The 2,059-nt window shown below is 37.8% G+C and carries 1 protein-coding gene; it reads right to left on the bottom strand.

The genetic code is table 11. The annotated features are described in order from the left end of the window. Nucleotides 1–545: 545 nt before the first annotated feature. On the bottom strand, nt 546–2,059 hold a 1,514-nt coding region (locus tag AC1DND_RS26470), incomplete at its 5' end, for a dipeptidyl-peptidase 3 family protein (RefSeq protein ID WP_477585661.1).

Here is a 2,059-nt window from a genome sequence, read left to right as displayed (position 1 = left end):
CTGTAAAACAAGCTTTGCAACAGCTCTAAGTAATACATAAGTCTTTATTTAGCCTCTTCGTATAATGTTAATCGAGAAGCATACTGCTAAAAATATGATTTAACGCGATCGTCATCCTGAGGGTTAATTTATTGTGCAAAAATCCATATAAATGACATTTAATTATTGGTCTTGTTCAATATGTGATTCTCCTCTTTCAGAGGGGTGTCCGCAGGACGGGGTGGTTTATTAGTCCTAGCCGGACAGGCCTTTTTCTTTTGGCACCAAAAGAAACAAAAGTGTCGGCTGAAAATTTTTGTATTGAAGTTTCTGTTTGGGCTTGGCCTGTGGATTCCCAAAAATTTGTTAGGCCGATTTAAGTTGAACGGGGATACGGTGCTGTAGCCTAACTGGGTGGGAATGCGAAAGCAGTTAAAGCGCTGATTAATAATAATTTGTAAAATAGCGTCAATGGTAGCCACTTAAGCAAAAACACAAAAAAGCCACAGACAAGCAAGCTTACACCTGCATATCTATGGCCTTTAATTCCTCGTAAAAGAAATCTTTTATTTTACCCCAAGTACATCAACGCCTTGTTCGAAAACAACATCAACCGGAATATTCTTTTTGGTCAACCGGTCCAGATCTGTTTGAAGTTCTGTATGAATAACTGCTTTTTCTTTTTGTGCTTTTTCTACCGCAACTTTATCACCGTTACCCTGAAGGGTAAGAATGAATGCACTTAAATCGTTCATGGCAGTTGCAAATTTTTCGAAGTTTACCTTGTAAGTACCTTTAGCGGTACGCTCAAAAGCACCTTTCTCCTGGAAATAATTAAAGCATTGCATATTGGCTTTTCCATGCGCCTCAGAAACGCCGAAGCGAACAGAACGTAAAATACCAGCCATAAATGTGGTGTAATAATCTTTTATGTCACCTTTCAACTCCCCCTTTTTAAGTAAGCCTGTTACCATATATAAGCCTAAAATATCGGCTTTGCCTTCTTCTAACCAGCTATACTGTTCTTTCAATGCCGCACGTACAAAACCTTTTCCGGTAATGGTTTTTTTAATGCCTAAACCATGAGCTACTTCGTGAAACATTACATTTGCAAAAAAAGCATCAAACTTAATGTATTGTTGCTGATCGGCTTCAATTAATTCTCTTGAAATCGGCACCAATATCTTATCAAATTTCGCCTGCATAGCATTTTTCAGCTGTGAGCGGCGTGTACCTTTTTCCTGTTGAATTTTTTCATCGTTTGGAAGATTAACGGCAATGGTTTTCGATCCGGCATTGCAGTCTCCTGCATAATAAACCACATCATATGCATTTAGCTCAGAATCGGTTCCAGGTGTTTCGGTTTTGTATTTCGCTGCAACAGGTAAGTTTTTCTGTAATTCAGGAAGCATTTTTACGTACTTCGCCAAACGCTTGCTCCACTCTTTATCTTTGATTAAAACATAAGCTTCGTAACTGGTACGGGCATTAAACAGTTTATCCTCGTAATTTTCAATGGGGCCGATAATGATATCCAAACCATTGGTTTTCATATCTAACCAGGCATAATCACTTGCGGTAAAATTATCCGTTACCAAAGCATCGGCCCTTAAGTTTAAATATTTTTTTAAACCGGCATCTTCAGCAATTAAAGCTGCCTGTTTTAATAACGAGCTTGCTTTTTGTAATTCTGAAGCAAATAATACATGATAGGGTACAGTTGATAATTTGCCTGTACTGTCTTTTTGAATAACCGAATATGCACCAAACTTATCAGCAAGGTCCGATTTCTCTATGGCCTCTTTTGTAATTCCGTATGGATAAAAAGATGCGCCCTCTGGTTTGGCACCAATACCTTCAACAAAAGGTTTATCATTATTTAATCTATCCCAGGGACCATAATTAATGTTAACAAAATCGCGTGTTTTTTCATCTTTAATAGTTGCCAGCAAGCTATCTCTTTGTGGATAGGCTTGTTTCCAGTATAATTGATCCATAATTTCTGCTGCCTGGATTAATAAAGGCAAAATTTTACGGTCGTTAACACTTAACTCGTTTATATTGGTGGTTAATTTTACCC

This window comes from Pedobacter sp. 01N416 (genome assembly GCF_056399685.1).
The sequence above is the reverse complement of the archived record's forward strand: the minus strand, read 5'-3'. Positions and strand labels throughout refer to the sequence as shown.